This is a genomic window from Pseudoduganella ginsengisoli (genome assembly GCF_009720865.1).
Taxonomy (GTDB): domain Bacteria; phylum Pseudomonadota; class Gammaproteobacteria; order Burkholderiales; family Burkholderiaceae_D; genus Rugamonas; species Rugamonas ginsengisoli.
In genome coordinates this window covers 62,377-81,441 of record NZ_WNLA01000021.1, presented here as the reverse complement: position 1 = coordinate 81,441, position 19,065 = coordinate 62,377, and the positions used below count along the sequence as shown (strand labels likewise).

Annotated in this window: 3 protein-coding genes; all 3 read right to left on the bottom strand. The window is 66.8% G+C overall.

The window, feature by feature from the left end; translation table 11 throughout:
• Window positions 1-11 precede the first annotated feature (11 nt).
• The 3 genes from GM668_RS24180 to GM668_RS24170 are packed head-to-tail and all read right to left on the bottom strand — an operon-like array spanning window position 12 to window position 19,042.
• A complete protein-coding gene (locus GM668_RS24180; RefSeq protein WP_155441532.1) occupies window positions 12-1,334 on the bottom strand; it encodes an MFS transporter in 1,323 nt (440 codons plus the stop codon).
• Window positions 1,331-12,664 carry a non-ribosomal peptide synthetase gene (locus tag GM668_RS24175; protein WP_155441531.1) on the bottom strand — a complete coding sequence of 3,778 codons (11,334 nt, stop codon included), beginning with the start codon at window positions 12,662-12,664 and terminating at the stop codon, window positions 1,331-1,333. Before GM668_RS24175 ends, GM668_RS24180 begins: the two co-directional genes overlap by 4 nt.
• A gap of 30 nt (window positions 12,665-12,694) precedes the next feature.
• Window positions 12,695-19,042, bottom strand: coding sequence for a non-ribosomal peptide synthetase/type I polyketide synthase (locus GM668_RS24170; RefSeq protein ID WP_155441530.1), 6,348 nt, complete (start codon window positions 19,040-19,042; stop codon window positions 12,695-12,697).
• Between the last annotated feature and the right edge of the window lie 23 nt (window positions 19,043-19,065).

The following is a 19,065-nucleotide window of genomic DNA, read 5'->3' as shown; positions in this document are numbered from 1 at the left end:
CCCCCGTTCAGTTAAATCGCATCGCCAACTTCGGATTCAAAGCTGTACAGCCGGCGGTCCAGCAGCGACACCAGCGACAGCAGGGCCAGGGCGGAACCGAAAATCAGGAACAAGAAACCCGTGCCGCGGCCCGGACCGCCGGCGAACCAGTCGCCGACCATGGCCAGCAGCCAGCCGCCCGGACGCATGGCGGGTTCAAACACGTTGTGCGCCAGCAGGCCGCCCACCACGGCGGACAGCGGCACGAGGCTCATGCTGACGGCTTGCTGCAGCGCGGAGAAATTGCCCTGGCGGTCGCGCGGCACTTTGCGGCGCCACATGCTTTGCATGCACGCGGTCAGGGTGGACGTGCACAGCATCACGGTGAATGCGCACAGGCACAGCACGCCGACCGACGTGGTGGAGCCGCCCAGTGCGACGGCCAAGCCCTCGACCAGGTTGAAGGCCAGCACCAGCGGCGTCCATTTGCGTGGGCCGCCCCAGACGATCATCAGCACGCCGCTCAGCAGCGCGCCCAATGCGCCGGCCGTCGAGACGCGCGCCAGCACGCCGGGCGTGTGGGCGGACAGCACCATCGGCGTGGCCAGCACGATGACGACGCCGGACACAAACGCGCCTGCGGCGCAGTAGCAGAAGATGCGGGCCATCGATGGACGCTGCCACAGGTACTGGAAGGCCCACTTCATGTCGCGCACAGGATCGCGCGGCTCTTTGCCTTCGCTTTTCGGCGTGGCCGGGATATTGGCCAGCAGCAGGCCGCCCAGCGCAATACCCAGCGTCACCAGCTCGATGGCAATGATGCCGTGCAGGCCGATGGCGCCCAGCAGCGCGGCTGCCGCCATCGGAGCGCCCAGCTGGGCGATGGCGGAAGCGGCGCCAAACATGCCGCCGGCGCGGCCGAACTGTTCTTTCGGCACGATCTGGCTCAGGGTCGCATACGCGGCAGGGCCCTGGAAGGCCAGTCCCGCCGACAGCACGATTTGCACGGCGTACAGCTGCCACAGCGAGAACGCATTGCGCCACACCATCATGCACAGTACGGCGGTGCACAGCAGCGCGGCAATGTCGCATGCAACGAGGATGGTGCGCTTGTCATAGCGGTCGGCCAGGCCGCCGCTCCATGGCAGCAGCAACAGGCCCGGCAACGTGGACGCCAGCGTCAGTTGCACGTAATTGAGTACGGAGCCCGTGCTCTGGAACAGCCATACGCCAAAGGCAAACGCCGTCAGCATGGAACCGGCCATGGAAATCGACTGGCCGAACCAGATCAGGTAGAACGAATTACTGAGCCGGCTTTCTGGCGCGCCGGCGGCATTGCTTGCATACTCCATCATTTCACTCCAAGTAAAGGTTTCAGCCAGTCAGCCAGGTGGCCGACGTGGGGCGGGGACAGCAAGGTCATATGGTTGCCGGGCGCTTGCCAGTGACGCGCGGCTGGTGCATGTTCGCGCCAGCGCGCCAGCAATTGCTCGCCGGCCCCGGACGCGTCGCCGGTTGCCACCGACACCAGGTGCAACGGACCCTGGTAAGCGCCTGCCGGCGCATAACGCGTGTTCAGATTGGTGGCAAAGACCCGCACGATGCCCCGCAACAGCGCCAGCGGCGTCGTGCGCGACATCAGGCGGGCTTCGACCAGGCGGGCCAGCAGCAATGCCAGCTGGCCTTCCTCATCGAGCGGCGCCAGGTCGCGCGCCGTCACGCCCAGCGGGCGGCCGAGGTTCATTTCAAACAGTTCCACCAGTTTTTCCAGCATGGCGATGCGCCCATGGGATGGCCGTTCATCGTGCGGACCGGCCGGTGCATCCGAATCCAGCACGGCCAGCAGCGCCACCTGTTCGCCAGCCTGTTGCAACTGGCGCGCCATTTCCATCGCCACCCAGCCGCCAAACGAATGGCCCAGCAGCCGGTACGGGCCCTTCGGCGCAGCTTCACGCACGGCCGCCAGGTAAAACGCCGCCGCCTGTTCCACTGTGTTGTGCGGCACCAGCTGGCCGCACAGCCCCCGTGGCTGCAAGCCGTGGATGGGGATAGCGCTGTCCAGCTGCTGCGCCAGCGATGCGAACGCGGTCACGCTGGCGCCGGCGCCCGGTATGCAGAACAGGGGCGCCACGCCGGGACGGCCGGCCTGGATGGTGATGCGGGGCGCGTAACCGCTTTCCGGATGCACGATGCGGCGGCTGGCGGCAGCCTTCAGCTGTTCGTCAAGCGCACGGCCCAGCTGGCGGATATGCGGCGCTTCCATGATGGAGAAGTGGTCGCCGTCAACCGCCACCGTTTGCAGCTGCGCCCCCAGTACTGCGCCCCAGCCCAGGGTCGCATCGGCGCGCTGCTCGCCTTTGGCCGACAGCAGCACGACCGGTGCGGGGATGGCTGGACGGACATAGCGGCGCAAAGCATTGGCGATCGCATGGCGCACGGCCAGGTGGCGTTTCAGCGTCCCCGTGTCGATTTCGCGGGGGAACATGCCGCTGCTCTGGCCTTGTTCCAGCATGGCGTCCACGTCGTTGGCAGCCGCCAGGGTCTGCATGGCAGCCCGTTCCGCCACGCTGGCAACCTGCGGCATCCACGCCAGCGACGCCATCCACGCTTCGAAGCCCACGCCGCCATCCGGGCCGGGCACGAAGCCCGCATCGGAAGGCCAGCGGTAATGGCAGGCGGTATCGATCAGGCCGAGGAATTCCACGGTCTGGTCGGCGCCGATCAGCTGGTGCGCCATTTCATAGGCAATGGTGCCGCCCGCCGACCAGCCGGCCAGACGGTACGGGCCTTGCGGCTGCACGCCGCGCAATTGGCTGACGTAAGCGGCCGCCATTTGCTCGATGGTGGCGTGCGGCTGTTCACCGGCCTGGAAGCCGGTAGCCGCCAGGCCGTAGACCGGCACGTCGTCGTCCAGCCATGGCGCCAGGTCGCGTGCATAGCCGATTTCCCCTTCGCCCGGGTGCACGAGGAACAGCGGCCGCTGCTTCCCTTGCGGACGCAGCGCCACCAGGTTCGGGTGCTGCGCCGACTGGCCGCTGACGGCGGACGCAAACGCGCGCAAGGTGCTGTGCACGAACAGCGTGCGCAGCGGCACGTCGATGCCGGCAGCGCGGCGCAGGCGCGCCAGCATTTGCACGCCCAGCAGCGAATGGCCGCCCAGCTCGAAGAAGTGGTCGTTGCGGCCCACGTGCTGCACGCCCAGCAATTCCTGCCAGATGCCGGCAATGGCTTGCTCGGCGGCGCCCTGCGGCGCTTCGAACTGGCGCAGCGCCACGGCGCCCGCATCCGGCGCCGGCAGCGCAGCGCGGTCCAGCTTGCCGTTGGCGGTCAGCGGGAACGCATCCAGCGTGACGAAGGCGGACGGAATCATGTGTTCGGGCAGCGACGCTGCCAGTGCGGTGCGCAGCGCGCCTGCCGTCGGTGCGGCGCCGTCTGCCGGCAGCACATAGGCCACCAGGCGCTTGTCGCCCGCCTGGTCCTGGCGCGCCAGCACTGCCGCTTCACGCACGCCGGTGCACGCAGCCAGCGCCGCTTCGATTTCTCCCAGTTCGATGCGGAAGCCCCGCACCTTGACCTGGAAGTCGTTGCGGCCCAGGTATTCCAGGTTGCCGTCCGATTTCCACCGTCCCAGGTCGCCGGTCTTGTACATGCGGGCGCCCGGCGCTGAAAACGGATCCGGCAGGAAGCGTTGCGCCGTTAATTCCGGGCGGTTCAGGTAGCCGCGGGCGACACCGGCCCCGCCGATAAACAGCTCGCCCGTGACACCCGGCGGCACTGGCTGGCCGTGGGCATCGAGCACATACATGCGGGTATTGGCAATCGGGCGGCCGATCGGCAATTCCGCACCCGGCGTCACACCGGCCTGCGCTTCGTAAGTGGCGCAGCCCACCACGGTTTCCGTCGGGCCGTATTCATTGACGATGCGGGTGGCGGGCGACACGCGCAGCCACTTGTCCACGGTGGACCAGGACAGCGCTTCGCCGCCGACGACGAAGACGTGCGCGTGGCCTGGTAGCGGCGACTGCGCCAGGCTGTCCGCCAGCAGCGACAGGTGCGCCGGCGTGATTTTCACCAGCAGCGGCCCGACAGCGGTTTGCAGCACATTTTCCAGGCCCGTCAGTTCCTCTTTTTCACGCAGCACCGTCACGCTGCCGCCCGTGATCAGCGGCAGGTACAGGCTGGTAATGGTGGCGTCAAACGCGATCGATGACGACAGCACCGAGTGGCTGGCCGCGTTGGGCGCATAGCTGGCGCGGGCCCACGCCAGGTAATTCGCCAGGCCGCCGTGTTCGATCATGGCGCCCTTGGGTTTGCCCGTCGAGCCGGACGTGTAAATCACATACGCCAGGCCGCGTGCGGTGACGGCGGTGTCCGGGTTGCCGCAGGCTTCGCCGCCGGCAGCCTGCTGCGCCATCAGTACCGGCATGGCCAGTGGCGGCAACACAGCAGCCAGCGATGGCTGCGTCAGCACGGCTGCCGGCGCGCTGTCTTCCAGCATATAAGCCAGGCGTTCGGATGGATATGCCGGGTCCAGCGGCACGTAAGCGGCGCCCGCTTTCAATGCGCCCAGCAGCGCCGCCACCAGGTCCGGGCTGCGCTCCACGCAAATGGCGACACGGCTGCCTGGCTGTACGCCGTGCGCGGCCAGTGCGTGGGCAATCTGGTTGGCATGCCGGTTCAGCTGCGCATACGTGGTGGCCACGCCGTCGAACAGCAGGGCGGTGGCATCGGGATGCACGGTAGCTTGCTGTTCGAACAGGTGGTGTACCGGCAGCGCGGACGGGAAGGTGGTGGCGGTCGCGTTAAAGCTTTCCAGCAGCAGGTGGCGCTGCGCATCGTCCAGCAGTGCGATACGGCTGACGGGCTGGCTGTCGTCCGCCGCCATGGCCGCCAGCACCAGCCGGTATTGGCCCATCATGCGGTCGATGGTGCCGCCATCGAACAAGTCCGTCGAATATTCCAGGCTGCCGACAATGCGCTCGCCCGCATCGACGAGGCGCAGGCCGATGTCGAATTGCGTCGTGTGCTGGGTCTGCGGGCGTTCGGACAGCTGCAGGCCCGGCAAGTGCATGGCGTCATTGCCCGGCGTATTGTTCATGCTCAGCATGACCTGGAACAGGGGGCTGTGGCTCATGCTGCGCGCAGGCTGCAGGATTTCCACCACTTGTTCGAACGGCAAATCCTGGTGTTCGAAAGCCTTCAGGGCCGACGTTTTCACGTGCGCCAGCAAGTCCGCCACAGTGGCGTTGTCCGGCACGGTGACGCGCAGTGCGAGCGAATTCACGAAGAAGCCGATCAATGGTTCCACTTCCACGCGCTGGCGGTTGGCGACGGACGTGCCGATCACCACGTCCGCCTGGCCGGACAGGCGCGCCAGCAGCGCACCCCAGCCGGCCAGCAAGGCCATGAACAGGGTGCAGCCGTGGCGCTGGGCCAGCGCGCGCAATCCGTCCGCCACCGCCGCATCGACGGTCAGGGACGCCGTGGCGCCTGCATAGCTTTGCTGTGCAGGGCGGGGACGGTCGGCCGGCAGCGCCAGCAATTCCGGCGCGCCGGACAGGTAGTCTTTCCAGAACGCGGTTTGCTGTTCCAGCGTCTGGCCTTGCAGCCAGCCCCGCTGCCATGCGGCGTAATCCGCATATTGCAGCGCCAGCGGTGGCAGCGGGTCGGGCTGGCCGCCGGCGAACGCCGTGTACAGCGCGGACATTTCCTGGATCAGGATGCCCATCGACCAGCCATCGGAAATGATGTGGTGCTGCGTCACCAGCAACACATGTTCATCGTCGCCCAGGCGCAGCAGCTGGCCGCGGATCAGGGGACCGGCCGCCATGTCAAATGGCGCGGCGGCTTCGTCGGTGCTGATTTGCAGCACGGTGAATTCCTGTTCATGGCCGGCCAGGTGGCCCAGGTCCCGCTCGCGCAGCGTGAAACCGCATCCGGCAGGAGCGATCACTTGTACGGGCGTGCCATCGGTTTCCACGAACGTGGTGCGCAGGTTTTCATGGCGCGCCACAATGCGGTCCAGCGCTGCTTTCAGCGCGGCCTTGTTCAACCGGCCTTTCAGCCGCAGTTCGGACGGCATGTGATAGGCGGCGCTGGCCGCCGCATCGAGGCGCGCCATGAACCACATGCGCTGCTGCGAGAACGACAGCGGCAGCGGCTTGCTGCGGTCCGCCACGGTGATGGCTGTCATGGCGCTGGGGCGGGCCGTATCCGCCAGTGCGGCAAAGGCCGCCAGCGTCGGATGCGTAAACAAGTCGCGCAAGCCCAGTTCCACGCCCAGTTCTTCCCGCACGTGCGACAGCAATTGCACGGCCAGCAGTGAATGGCCGCCCAAATCAAAGAAGTGGTCGTTGCGGCCCACCTGGTCCAGTTCCAGCAACTCTTGCCAGATGGCGGCAAGCGATTCCTCGACGGCGCCTTGCGGCGCATCGTAGGCGGCGCTGGCCACGGCCGAGCTGTCCGGCGCCGGCAGCGCCTTGCGATCCAGCTTGCCGTTGGGCGTCAGCGGGAACGACGGCAGCGCCACGTAGGCGGATGGAATCATGAATTCCGCCAGGCTGGCCGCCAGCGCCGAGCGCAGGGCGGCGGCATCCAAGGTGCAGCCGTCGCGCATGACGACATACGCAACCAGGCGCTGGTCGCCCGGCTGGTCTTCGCGGGCGATGACGACCGCTTCGCGCACGCCGGCGCATGCAGCCAGCTTGCTTTCAATTTCACCCAGCTCGATGCGGAAACCGCGCACCTTGACCTGGAAGTCATTGCGGCCCAGGTAAGCCAGCGTGCCATCGGCCAGCCAGCGGCCCACGTCGCCCGTCTTGTACAGGCGCGCGCCCGGCTTGCCGCTGAAGTGGTCGGCGACGAAGCGCTCCGCCGTCAATTCCGGGCGGCGCAGGTAGCCGCGCGCCACACCTTCTCCGCCAATGTACAGTTCACCGGCCACGCCCAATGGCACGGGCTGGCCATGCGCGTCCAGCACGTACACCTGCATGTTGTCGACCGGACGGCCCAAGGTGGGCTGGCCGCCGCAATCGGCAATGGCGACAATGGTGGCGTCCACCGTGCACTCGGTCGGGCCATACATGTTGTAGAAGTGGATGCCCTGTTGTTCCGCTCCCGCCTGCAACGTGGCCCACATGGCGCTGTCGATGGCTTCGCCGCCGATCAGGACGCTGACTGGCCGGTAGCGCGGGTTGTCCGTGAGGCCCGCTTTCAGCAGGATGCCCAGCTGCGACGGCGTGCAATCGAAGGCGGCAATGCTGTGACGTTCCAGGAAGGCCAGCATGGCCGGACCATCGGCGCGGATCAGTTGCGGCACCACGTGCAGGCAGCGTCCCGACAGCAATTGCAGGATGCCTTTCAGCGACATGTCGAACGCATACGACGCATTCAGCGCCACGTGGGCGTCAGCCGCCACGTGCTGGTGCGTGGTGCGCTGCATGGCGCGCCAGAAGTTGACCGGCGAATGGTGTTCGACCGTCACGCCTTTCGACGTGCCGGTGGAGCCGGACGTGTAAATCACATAGGCCAGATGGGACGCCGTCAAGCCGGCAACGTGCGGATTGTGGCCCGGCTGGGCTGCCAGCGGCGCCGCCTGGTCCAGCGCCAGCACTGGCACAGTGGCGGTGGGCAGTGCGCCAATCAGCGCCGATTGCGTCAGCAGGGCGGCAGGGGTGCTGTCCGCCAGCATGTGTGCGAGGCGGTCGGCCGGATACGTGGGATCCAGCGGCAGGTAGGCGCAGCCGGCTTTCAGGATGCCGAAGATCCCTACCAGCATGTCCACGCTGCGCTCCACGCACAGCGCCACGATGGTGTCGGGCTGCACGCCGAGGCCGAGCAGGTAATGCGCCACCTGGTTGGCGCGGCAATTCAATTCGCCGTAAGACAGCGTCTGGTCCTGGTACACGACAGCCGGGGCGTGCGGCTGTGCAGCCGCCTGTGCTTCAAACAGCTGGTGCACCAGCTGGCCTTGTGGATCGTTGCGGGCCGTATCATTGAAGTCCACCAGCAACTGGCGGCGCTGGGCGCTGTCCAGCAAACTGATGGCATCGACGGCTTGCGTATCGTCCGCCACCATGGCTGCCAGCACGGCCTGGAAGTGCGACGCCAGGCGCGCCATCGATGGTTCGTCAAACAAGTCCGTCGCGTAGCGCAAGCTGCCTTCGACCGTGTCGCCGATATCCTTGAGGAACATGCTGAGGTCGAACTGCGTGGCGCTGTACGTTTGCTCGACCGGCGTCAGCGACAGGCCCGGCATGCGCAGCTTGCCGTTTTCCGGCGCGCTGTCCCAGTTCAAGATCGCCTGGAACAGGGGGCTGTAGCCCATGCTGCGGGCCGGACGCAGCGCTTCCACCACTTGCTCGAACGGCAAATCCTGGTGGGCAAACGCTTGCAGCGTGCCGCTGCGCACCTGCTCCAGCAATGCGGCCACGGACAAGCCTTCCGTGCAGCGCACGCGCAGCGCCAGCGTATTGACGAAGAAGCCGATCAGCGGTTCCACTTCCTTGCGCTGGCGGTTCGCGACCGGGGCGCCGATCACCACGTCATCCTGGCCGCTCATGCGCGCCAGGGTGATGCCCCAGCCAGCCAGCATGGTCATGAACAAAGTCACGCCATGGCGCGCGCTGAGCGCTTTCAATCCTGCCGTCAGGGCCGGGTTCAGCGTCAACGGCACGGTGGCCCCGGCATAGCTTTGCTGCGCGGGACGGGGATGGTCGGTCGGCATGGCCAGCAATTCCGGCGCGCCGGACAGGTACGTTTTCCAGAAGTCCAGCTGCGTCTGCAGCACGGCGCCCTGCATCCAGTTGCGCTGCCATGCCGCGTAATCCGCGTATTGCAGGGGCAGCGGCGGCAGCGGGTCGGGCTGCTGCTGGCTGAACGCCTGGTACAGCTGCGACATTTCCCGGATCAGGATGCCGATCGACCAGCCGTCGGAAATAATGTGGTGCTGCGTCACCAGCAGCACCCATTCCGCATCGGCCAGCTGCACCAGGTGGCCGCGGATCAGCGGACCGGTAGACAGGTCGAATGGCGCGCTGACTTCATCAAAACTCAGTTGCGACAGCACGAATGCCTGTTCATGGCCGCCCAGATGGCGCAAGTCGCGCTCGCGCAGCGTAAAGCCGCAATCGGGCGGCGCAATGCGCTGCACGGCCTGGCCATCGGCTTTGACGAACGTCGTGCGCAATGCCTCGTGGCGCGCGACGATGCGGTCCAAGGTGGCGCGCAGGGCAGCCAGGTCCAGGTCGCCGCGCAGGCGCAGCCCTGCCGGCATGTGGTAGGCGGCGCCGGCCGAGCGGTCCAGCTGGTCCAGGAACCACAGGCGCTGCTGGGCAAACGATAGCGGCAGCGGTTTGCTGCGGTCGGCCGGCAGCAGCGCCGTCAATGCGCTGCGCTGTGCGGCGGCGGCGCGCACGGAAAAACCCGCCAGGGTCGGCTCGATGAACAAGTCGCGCAGCGTCAGTTCCACGCCCAGCTGTTCGCGCACTTGCGACAGCAATTGCACGGCCATCAGCGAGTGGCCGCCCAGTTGAAAGAAGTGGTCGTGGCGGCCCACTTGCGGCAAGCCCAGTAACTGTTGCCAGATGGCGGCCAGCGTTTGCTCGGTGCTGCCTTCCGGCGCCGCGTAGGCGCGGACAGCGACGGCCGCCGCATCGGGCGCGGGCAGCGCCTTGCGGTCGATCTTGCCGGTCGGCGTCAGCGGGTAAGCGTCCAAAGTCACGAAGGCGGACGGAATCATGTGTTCCGCCAGGGTGGCGGCCAGTTCGCCGCGCAGGCTGGCCGCGTCCAGCGGCTGGCCTTCGTGCGCCAGCAGGTAGGCCACCAGGCGCGTCACACCCGGCTGGTCTTCCCGCGCCGCCACCAGCGCTTCGCGCACGCCGCTGCACGCGGCCAGGCGCGCTTCGATTTCACCCAGTTCAATGCGGAAGCCCCGCACCTTGACCTGAAAGTCGTTGCGGCCCAGGTATTCAATCGAGCCATCGGCAAGCCAGCGGCCCAGGTCCCCCGTCTTGTACATGCGGGCGTCTGGCCTGCCGCTGAATGGATCGGCGAGGAAGCGCTCCGCCGTCAATTCAGGACGGTTCAGGTAGCCGCGGGCTACACCGGCGCCGCCCACGTACAGTTCACCCGTCACACCCACCGGCACTGGCTGCAGGTGGCGGTCCAGGATGTAGATGCGGGTATTGGCGCTGGGGCGGCCGATCGGCACCGCGTGTTCGGGCACGGCGCCGCCGGCGCCAAAGGCAACCGACGTGGTGCTGACGGTGGTTTCCGTCGGGCCGTACGTATTGAGCCAGCGGCAGTGGCGCAAGCCCGGCTCGGCCAGCCACGCCGCCAGGTGGCGGCATTCCGCTTTTTCGCCGCCGGCCACGATCAGGCGCAGCGTGGACGCAATGGGGCCATGTTTCGCCGCGACTTCCTGCGCCCACTGGTGCCAGAACGCGGTCGGCAAGTCGGCTACCGTCACGCCTTCCGCATCGAGGAAGGCGGCAAATGCGCGGTCCGGCACGGCCAGGTGGGCCGGGCGCAATACCAGCGTGGCGCCGGACGACAGCGCCGGGAAGATTTCGCCGACGGACGCGTCGAAGCTGTACGACGCGAATTGCAGCATGCGGTCGGCCGGGGTCAGGCCGCACGCGCGGATATGGCCGCTGACGAAGTTGACGGCGTTATCGTGCTGCACCATCACGCCTTTCGGCAGGCCGGTGGAGCCGGACGTGTAAATCACGTACGCCAGGTGCGATGCCGCCATGCCGGGAACCACGGGCGCCTCCGGCATGCCGGGGCCCATCTGGTCCAGCAGCAGCGATGGCGCCGCGACCTGCGGCAAATTGCCGGCCAGCGCGCTGTGCGTCAGCAGGGCCGCCGGTGCGCTGTCGTCCAGCATGTGCGCCAGCCGTTCGGCAGGATAGGCAGGGTCCAGCGGCACGTAGGCTGCGCCGGATTTCAAAATGCCCAGCAAGCCCGCCACCATGTCGGCGCTGCGCTCGATGCAGATCGCCACGCGGTCGTCGGGACGCACGCCCAGCGCGGCCAGCGCGTGGGCGACGCCGTTGGCGCGCCGGTTCAATTCACTGTACGTGAAGCGCTGGCCGTCCGCCACGAGGGCAACAGCGTCGGGACGCGCCGCGGCCTGCTGTTCAAACAGCTGGTGCAGCAGTACGCCTTGCGGCGCTTCGGCTGCCGTGTCATTGAAGCCATGCAGCACCAATTCGCGTTCGGCCTCCGGCAGCATGGCCAGTTTGGCGACGGATAGTCCGTCATCGGCCGCCATGGACGCCATCACGGCCTGGAAGCAGGCGCCGATACGCTCGATGGTGGCCGTGTCAAACAAGTCGCTCGCATATTCCAGGCTGCCGAGGATGGTGTCGCCCGCATCCGTCAAGGTCAGGCTCAAGTCGAATTGCGATGCGTGATGGTGCTGTTCGACTTCACTCAGCGTCAGGCCTGGCAGGCGCAGTGGTTCACCGCCCGGCGTATTATTCATGCTCAGCATGACCTGGAACAGGGGGCTGTAGCTCATCGAACGGGCCGGCTGCAGTGCTTCCACCACTTGCTCAAACGGCAAATCCTGGTGCGCATAAGCGCGCACGGTGTCGCCCTTGATGCGGGCCAGCAGCTGCGCCACGGTCGGCTCGTCATCGAGCTTGACGCGCAGCGCCAGCGTATTGACGAAGAAGCCGATCAAGCCTTCAATTTCCGTGCGCTGCCGGTTCGCCACCGGCGTGCCCACGACGATATCGTGCTGGCCGGACAGGCGCGCCATCAGCACGGACCATCCCGCCAGCAAGGTCATGAACAGGGTTGCGCCATGGCGCTGGCTCAGCGCCTTCAGGCCCGCCGTCACGTCGGCCGGCAGCGCGAGGCGCGCCATGCCGCCCGCATAGCTTTGCATGGCGGGACGGGGGCGGTCGGTGGGCAATTCCAGCAGTTGCGGCGCACCGGCCAGGTAATCTTTCCAGAACGTGGTTTGCGCCGCCAGCGCGTCGCCCTGCAGCCAGTTGCGCTGCCATGCCGCATAGTCGGCATATTGCAGCGCCAGTGGCGGCAGCGGGTCCTGCTGCTGCTGGCACAGCGCCGTGTACAGGGCGGACAGTTCCCGCACCATGATGCCGATCGACCAGCCATCGGAAATGATGTGGTGCTGCGTGATCAGCAAAATATGTTCATCATCCGCCAGGCGCAGCAACTGGCCCCGCACCAGCGGCCCGGCCGCCAGGTCGAACGGCGCCGCCACTTCCTCTTCCGCGATGCGCTGCATGGCCTGTTCCCGCTCCGCGGCTGGCAGCTGGCCCAGGTCGCGCTCGTGCAGTGCAAAACCGCAATCGGCGGCAGCAAAGCGCTGGCGTGGCGCGCCATCCACGTCGACGAACGTGGTGCGCAGGCTTTCGTGGCGGGCCACGATGCGGTCCAGCGCGGCCTTCAGCGCGCCGCGCTGCAGGCTGCCTTTCAGCCGCAGCGCTGCCGGCATGTGGTAAGCGGCGCCCGCCGCGTGGTCGAGGCGGTCCATGAACCACAGGCGCTGCTGGGCAAATGACAGCGGCAGCGGCGCATTGCGGTTGGCGGGCAGCAGGGCAGGCGGCGCATCTGACGGTGCGCGCGCCACGGCGCTTTGCTTCAGGCGCATCAGCAGCAATTCACGCTTGCGGGCGCTCAGGGTGGATTCAGCGTTGGTGGTGTTCATTATTGTAGGTATCAGTGTGAATCTGGTTATTCAGAGACCGCCGTCCTGCGCCAGCAGGCGTTCCACTTCTTCATCCGACAGGTTGGCCAGTTCATCGGCCAATTCCTGTTCGAGCCGGTCGATGTCCGCCGCGTCGTACTGGCCAAGGCCGGCATCGACGACGCAGCCGGCCAGCGCTTCCAGCGTCGGGTGCTGGAACACGGTGGACAGCGGCAGCGCCACGCCCAGCGCATCCTGGATGCGCGCCGCCAGCTGCACGGCCAGCAGCGAATGCCCGCCCAGTTCAAAGAAGTGGTCGTGCCGGCCCGCTTGCTCAATCCCCAGCAACTCTTGCCAGATGCGTGCCAGCGCCTGTTCGGTCGGGCCCTGCGGCGCCGCATAAACGCGTGCGCCCATGGCTTCGATGTCCGGCGCCGGCAGTGCGGCGCGGTTGAGTTTTCCGTTGTGCGTCAGCGGCAGCGCATCCAGCACGACAAAGGCGGAAGGCACCATGTATTCCGCGAGGCGGGCCGCCAACTGTTCACGCAGCGCGGCGGTTTGCAATTGCACGCCTGCGTGCGGCGCCACGTACGCCACCAGGCGCTGGTCGCCTGGACGGTCTTCCCGCATCATCACGGCGGCTTCGCGCACGCCGTCGCATGCCAGCAACTGGTTTTCAATTTCACCCGGCTCGATGCGGAAGCCGCGCAGCTTGACCTGGAAGTCATTGCGGCCCAGGAATGCCAGGTTGCCGTCGTCCAGCCACCGGCCCATGTCGCCTGTGCGGTACAGGCGTTCTCCCGTCAGGAACGGGTCGGCAATGAAGCGTTCCGCCGTCAATTCGGGACGGTTCAGGTAACCGCGCGCGACACCGGCGCCGCCGATGCAGATTTCACCGGCCGCACCCGGCGGCACTGGCTGCAAGAACTGGTCCAGCACATAAATGCGGGCATTGGCCAGGGGGCGGCCGATCGGCAACACGCCGTCGCGCTCACTGTCGCAGCGGAAGATCGACGCGCACACGGCCGTCTCTGTCGGGCCATACGCATTGAACAGCGTGTGGCGCGCGGCCCAGCGGCGGGCCAGCTCCGGCGGGCATGCTTCGCCTGCCACGATCAAGGTCATGGGCGCGAACGCGTCGCTGCCGGCATAGACGGCCAGTGCGGACGATGGCAGCGTGGCGTGGGTCACCGCATGCTGCGCCAGCGTGTGCCGCAGCGGCTCGCCCGGCCACAGCGCCTCACGTTCGGCCAGCACCAGCGCGGCGCCGCTGCACAGCGCCATCGCCACTTCGGAAATGCTGGCGTCAAAGCTGCACGACGCGAATTGCAGCACGCGGCTGCCGGCCGAGACGCCGAATGCCGCCGCTTGCGCTTGCGCCAGATTGCTCAAACCTCCGTGCAGGTTCACGACGCCTTTGGGTTTGCCGGTGGAGCCGGACGTGTAAATCACATACGCGGCATGGTCGTCGTCCAGCTCGGCCACGGCGGGATTGTGTTCCGGCTGGGCCGCGAAATCCATGCCGTCGATCACGACGACCGGCGCTGCCTGCAGTGGCAGCGTATCGGCCAGCGCCTGCTGCGCCAGCACAGCGACAGGCGCGCCATCGGACAGCATGAAGGCCAGGCGTTCCGCCGGATAGGCCGGATCGAGCGGCATATACACGCCGCCTGCCTTCATGACGGCCAGCATGCCTGTCACCAGTTCGAAGCCCCGCTGTGCAAACAGGGCCACGCGCTGCTCCGGACGAACGCCCAGTGCGATCAAATGATGGGCAATGCGGTTGGTGCGGGTATTCAACTCGCCATACGTCACGCTGCCGCCGCCGTAGACCAGCGCAGTGGCTTGCGGCTGCGCGGCGGCCTGCGCTTCAAACAGCTGGTGCAGCATGTCCGGTTTGCGCGGCGCTGCCGTATCGTTGAAGCCTGCCAGCACTTGCTGCCGCTCCTGCGCATCGAGCAGCGCGATATGGCCCAGCTTCTGGCTGTCGTCCGCCGCCATGGCCGACAGCAGCGCTTCCAGATAGCGGGCCAGGCGTTCGACGGTGCCGCGTTCGAACAGGGCGCTGGCATAGCGGATTTCACCGCTGATTTCATGGCCGGCATCCGTCACGGACAGCATCAAGTCATACTGCGACGTATGCTGTACCTGTTCGATGCCTTCGAATACGAGGCCGGGCATGGCCAGTTCCGTGTAGCTTGGCGTATTGTGCAAATTCAGCATGACCTGGAACAGGGGGCTGTGGCTCATGCTGCGCGGCGGCTGCACGGCTTCCACCACCTGGTCGAACGACAAGTCCTGGTGCTCGTACGCGCGCAGCGCATCGGCCCGCACTTGCGCCAGCAATTGAGCCACGGTGGCATTGCCGTCCGGGCGCACGCGCAGCGCCAGCGTATTGACGAAGAAGCCGATCAGCGGCTCCACTTCCGCCAGCTGGCGGTTCGCGACCGGCGTACCCACCACCACGTCATCCTGGCCGCTGATGCGGGCCAGCAGTGCTGCCCAGCCGGTCAGCAAGGTCATGAACAGCGTGGCGCCGTGGCGCTGGCCCAGTGCTTTCAATCCTTGCGTCAGCTGCGGGCCGAACGTGACCGGCACGGTGCTGCCCGCATAGCTTTGCTGGGCAGGGCGCGGACGGTCGGTCGGCAACGCCAGCAGCGCGGGGGCATCGCCCAGCCATGCTTTCCAGAAGTCCGTCTGCGTCTGCCATGCGGGACCGGCCAGCAATGTACGCTGCCATGCCGCGTAATCCGCGTATTGCAGCGCCAGCGGCGGCAGCGGGTCGGGCTGGCCCTGGCTGAATGCCGCGTACAGCGCCGACACTTCGCCCACCAGCACGCCCAGCGACCAGCCGTCAGAAATGATGTGGTGCTGCGTGATCAGCAAAATGTGTTCTTCATCGCCCAGGCGCAGCAACTGGCCACGGATCAGCGGCCCGGTTTGCAAGTCAAATGGCGCGCTGCCTTCATCGGTGCTGATTTGTGTGACGGCAAATTGCTGTTCATGGCCGGACAGGCTGCTCAAATCCCGCACCGTGAGGGCAAAGCCGCAATCGGGCGGGGCAATCACTTGCACGGTCTGGCCTTCCGCGTGGCCGAACCGGGTGCGCAAGCTTTCATGGCGCGCCACGATGCGGTCCAGTGTCGCCTGCAACGCCGGCGTATCGAGGCGGCCTTTCAGGCGCAGCGCGGCAGGGATGTGGAACGCGACACTGGCCGAGTGGTCCAGCTGGTCGATAAACCACAGGCGCTGCTGGGCCAGCGACAGCGGTACGACGCTGCCGGGCGCGCGTGGCTGCAAGACCGGCAGCGGCGCTGCGGCGGTGGCGCCGGCCAGGCTGGCGATGGCTGCCGCCTGCGCCGCCACGGTCGGCGTGGCAAACAGCGTGCGCAGCGGCAGTTCCACCCGCAGCGTGGTGCGGATGCGGGCTGCCAGCTGGATGGCGATCAGCGAGCTGCCGCCCAGCAGGAAAAAGTCGTCATCGATGCCGACCGGCGCGATGCCCAGCAGGTTTTCCCAGATGGCGCACAGCGCCTTTTCCGTGTCCGTCTGCGCGGCAGCGTAAGCGGTCGGCAGCGCAGGGCGGCCATACTGCGTGAATGCGGGCGCATGGTCCGTACCGTCGTGCTGCGGTTCCTGCGCCGCCGGCAAGTCGTGCCAGCTTTGCGGCATGGCGGCGCCGGCCATCGACGGCGTCTTTGGCGCTTCGACCCAGTAGCGCTTGCGCTCGAACGGATACGTTGGCAGCGCAACACGGCGCCGCTGTTCATCGCCGTAGAAGGCATCCCAGTCCGGCGTGACGCCGTGTTCCCATGCCTGGCCCAGCGCCTGCAGCACGCTGGCCAGGCTGTTGCCGGGCGGCGTAACGCCGTCGAGGCTGCGGCGCGGGATAGTGGTCACGCTGGCCACGGCCTGGCCGCTGCCTGCCGCTTCGCGTTTGAGCAGGTTGCTCAGCGTATGGCCAGGACCCACTTCCACATAGACGCGGCCGGGATGTTGCAGCAGCGTGCGCACACAGCCCGCGAATTGCACGGTATTGCGCAAGTGCGCAACCCAGTAGGCCGGATCGGTGGCCTGCTCCGCTGTGATCCAGTCGCCGGTCAGGTTGGACAGGTAGGGACGCGCCGGCGCATGCAGCGTGACGCCATTGAACGTGGCGCGGAACTGTTCCAGGATGGGTTGCATCAGGCCGGAATGGGAACCGGGCCAGCCTTGCAGCAGCTGGAAATCGATGCCTTCCGCTTCCAGTTGGGCGGCCAGTTTTTCCGTGGCTTCCGGCGTGCCGGAAATCGTGCTGGCGCCGCTGGCGTTGACACAGGCCAGCCACAGGTTGTCGCCAAGGCGCGGTGCAATTTGTTCCGCCGACTGCAGCACGGCCAGCATATTCCCTGTTGGCAGGCTGGAAATCAAACGGCCACGCTCCGCCACGATGCGCAGCGCATCCGGCAAGGTGAACACGCCGGCCAGGCATGCCGCCACGTATTCGCCCAGGCTGTGGCCCACCATGGCGCTGGCGCGTACGCCCCACGCTTCCAGTTGTCGGGCAATGCCGTATTCCAGCGCAAACAGGGCGGGCAACGCCATATGGGTCTGGTCCAGCGCGGCGGCAGCCTGGGTGGCCTGTTCTTCAGGCGGGAACATGATGGTGCGCAAGTCCAGGCCCAGCACGGGCAGCAGGATGTGCGCGCATTCGTCGATCACGCCGCGGAACAGCGCTTCCGATGCATACAGTTCGCGCCCCATGCCGATGTATTGCGTGCCGCCGCCGGGGAACATGAACACGACTTCCGGGGCGGCGCCGGCTTTGGTGTGCGGTGCAGGGACGCGCAGCGCGTCAATGGCGGCGGCCACGCTGCCGCATGCAATGCTGCGCCGGAAAGCAAACGCATGGCGGCCGCGCTGCAACGTGTGCGCCACGTCGGCCAGGTTGCTGTCCGGGTGCGATGCGAGGAAGTCCGCCAGGCGGTTGGCGGAAGCGGCCAGCGCGGATGGCGTACGGGCCGACAGCGTCAGCAGCTGGCAGGCGCGCGATGGCGCGGCCGCTTGCACGGCAGGCGCTTCTTCCAGCACCACGTGCGCGTTGGTGCCGCCAATGCCGAACGAGCTGACGCCGGCGCGGCGTGGCGCGCCGTCTGTGGTCCACTCCCTCAGCGCGGTATTGACGAAAAACGGGCTGTTGTCGAAATCAATGTGCGGGTTAGGGCGTTCGCAATGCAGGCTGGCGGGAATTTCACGGTGCTGCAGCGCCAGCACGGTTTTCATCAGGCCCGCAACGCCGGCCGCCACGTCCAGGTGGCCCAGGTTGGTTTTCAGCGAACCCACGGCGCAAAACTGCTTGCGGTCCGTGGTGGCGCCAAACGCCTGCTTCAGCGCATTCATTTCAATCGGGTCGCCCAGCATGGTGCCGGTGCCGTGCGCTTCCACGTAGCTGATGGTGTCCGCGTCGACGCCGGACATGGCCAGCGCTTCGCTGATGACGGCCACCTGGCCGTCGACGCTGGGCGCCGTGAAGCTGGCCTTGTCCGAGCCGTCGTTATTGATGGCGGAACCACGGATCACGGCGAGGATATTGTCGCCATCGGCGCGCGCGTTGGCCAGGGGCTTCAACAGCACGATGCCCAGCCCATTGCCGGTGACGATGCCGGTCGCGCTGGCGTCGAAGGCGCGGCAGTGGCCATCGGCCGACAGCAAGCCGCCTTCCGTGTACAGGTAGCCCCGTTTTTCCAGCGCCTGGATCGACACGCCGCCCGCCAGCGCCATGTCGCACTCGCCATTCAATACGCTCTGGCACGCCATGTGCACGGCCACCAGCGACGTGGAGCAAGCCGTTTGTACGACGACGGCCGGGCCCCGCAAATTCAGCTCGAATGCCACGCGGCCGCACAGGAAGTCTTTTTCATTGACCATCAAGACCTGGCGGTCGCCGACGGACGCCAGCAACTGCCGGTTCGGCATCAGGTTTTGCACCAGATAGCTGCTCAGCGCCGTCCCTGCGTACAGGCCAATGGCGCCCGCATACGCCTTGGGATCGTAGCCGGCATGTTCCAGCGCTTCCCATGCGCATTCCAGGAAAAGGCGCTGCTGCGGGTCCATGACTTCCGCTTCGCGCGGAGAGATGCCGAAGAATTCCGCATCGAACCTGTCCACGCCGTCCAGCGTGGACGCGACCTTGATGTAGTTTTTGTCGGCCATTTCGGCGGGATCGACACCGTTTGCCAGCAATGTTTCGTCGGAGACGGGGCGCACGGATTCCACACCGTTGCGCAGGTTTTGCCAGAACGTGGCCAGGTCGTGCGCCTCGGCGAAACGTCCCGACATGCCGATGATGGCGATGGCGCCGGCGTCGTCATCCATGCGGTCATCCTGATTACTGTCGTAGCTCATTGCATTCATTCCCATGTTGGCTGCTGCTTTATTCACCA